The sequence below is a fragment of the Sinomicrobium endophyticum genome (assembly GCF_052983315.1).
Genome location: NZ_JBRKIS010000009.1, coordinates 1 through 2,216 on the forward strand (window position 1 = coordinate 1; position 2,216 = coordinate 2,216).

A 2,216-nucleotide genomic window follows, 5' to 3' on the forward strand; every position below is an offset into this window, starting at 1 on the left:
GTTACTACCCCGTCCTCATCGGTATAATCGATATGTACGTTGTCGGGATTCAGGGCTATGGTGGTTAACGTTTCCAAATTACTTACGTCGATGATCGTTGGTGTGCCATCTTCATCGGTATAGGTGAACGTGCCATCGTTATTGTCGACTATCGTCGTGAGGGTTTCAAAATTGTCGATGACTGTGGATAGGTCTACGGTACTGGTGACTCCGGCTTCATCCGTATATTCCAATGTAAATCCGTCGGCATTTAAGGCCAAAGTGGTTAACGTTTCCAGGTTACTTACGTCGATGATCGTTGGTGCGCCATCTTCATCGGTATAGGTGAACGTACCATCGTTATTGTCGACTATTGTCGTGAGGGTTTCAAAATTGTCGATGACTGTGGATAGGTCTACGGTACTGGTGACTCCGGCTTCATCCGTATATTCCAGCGTAAATCCGTCGGCGTTTAAGGCCAAAGTGGTTAACGTTTCCAAATTACTTACATCGATGATTGTTGGTGTGCCATCTTCATCGGTATAGGTGAACGTACCATCGTTATTGTCGACTATTGTCGTGAGGGTTTCCAGGTTGGCTATGATCGCACTTAAATCCAGCTGCGTTACTACCCCGTCCTCATCGGTATAATCGATATGTACGTTGTCGGGATTCAGGGCTATGGTGGTTAACGTTTCCAAATTACTTACGTCGATGATTGTCGGTGTGCCATCTTCATCGGTATAGGTGAACGTACCATCAGCATTGTCGACTATCGTGGTTAGTGATTCATAGGTACTCACTAAAGTTGGAATATCCATTTGTGTCACTGTACCATCTACTGCCGTATGGGTAAAGGTACCATCGCCATTATCCACCAGGGCATCTGTTGTATTGTTCAGATTATTTACCAATTCGTCAATGGCTTCTTGTACATTGGTTGCTGTTAAGCCGGAAGTGGTATTGTCGTAAACACTTGTATTAGCATTAGTGTCTACTGTAACAGTAGTACCGTCGGCATTGGTAATCGTATAGGTACCGTCGCCATTATCCGTTACCGTCGTGGTGTTCGCATCGAAAGTTACTACAGTACCGTCCGCTGCAGTATGCGTGAAGGTGCCGTCGCCATTGTCGACCAAAGCATCGCTGTTGGCTGTGATGGTGTTGATGATCTCGTTATAGATGTCGCCTTCGTTCTGGATGTTTTCTACTACATCGCCTACTATATCAACCGTTACACTGGTGCCATCGGCATTGGTAATCGTATAGGTGCCGTCGCCATTGTCTGTTACTGTGGTGGTATTGGCATCAAAGGTAACTACAGTACCGTCCGCTGCAGTGTGCGTAAAGGTGCCGTCACCGTTGTCGACCAAAGCATCGCTGTTGGCGGTGATGGTGTTGATGATCTCGTTATAAATATCGCCCTGGTTCTGGATGTTCTCTACGACATCGCCTACTACATCAACCGTAACGGTAGTGCCATCCGCATTGGTGATGGTATAGGTGCCGTCGCCATTATCTATTACTGTGGTGGTATTGGCATCGAAGGTTACTACAGTGCCATCGGCTGCAGTATGGGTGAAAGTGCCGTCACCGTTGTCGACCAAAGCATCGCTGTTAGCCGTGATCGTATTGATGATCTCATTATAGATATCGCCCTGGTTCTGGATATTCTCTACGACATCGCCTACTACATCAACCGTTACACTGGTACCGTCGGCATTGGTAATCGTATAGGTGCCGTCGCCGTTGTCCGTTACCGTGGTCGTGTTGGCATCGAAGGTTACTACGGTGCCGTCCGCTGCAGTGTGGGTGAAGGTGCCATCACCGTTGTCGGCCAAAGCATCGCTGTTGGCGGTGATCGTGTTGATGATCTCGTTATAGATGTCGCCTTCGTTCTGGATGTTCTCTACTACATCGCCTACTACATCAACCGTTACACTGGTACCGTCGGCATTGGTAATCGTATAGGTACCATCGCCATTATCCGTTACCGTCGTGGTGTTCGCATCGAAGGTAACTACGGTGCCATCGGCTGCAGTATGCGTGAAGGTGCCGTCACCGTTGTCGACCAAAGCATCGCTGTTGGCGGTGATGGTGTTGATGATCTCGTTATAGATATCGCCTTCGTTCTGGATGTTTTCTACTACATCGCCTACTACATCAACCGTTACACTGGTACCGTCGGCATTGGTAATCGTATAGGTACCATCGCCATTATCCGTTACCGTCGTGGT

At 47.9% G+C, this 2,216-nt stretch carries 1 protein-coding gene; it reads right to left on the minus strand.

Annotated features, from left to right (window positions below; all coding sequences use genetic code 11):
- A partial coding sequence (locus tag ACVBDU_RS02460; RefSeq protein WP_447178194.1) for a beta strand repeat-containing protein occupies nucleotides 1-2,216 on the minus strand: 2,216 nt, incomplete at both ends.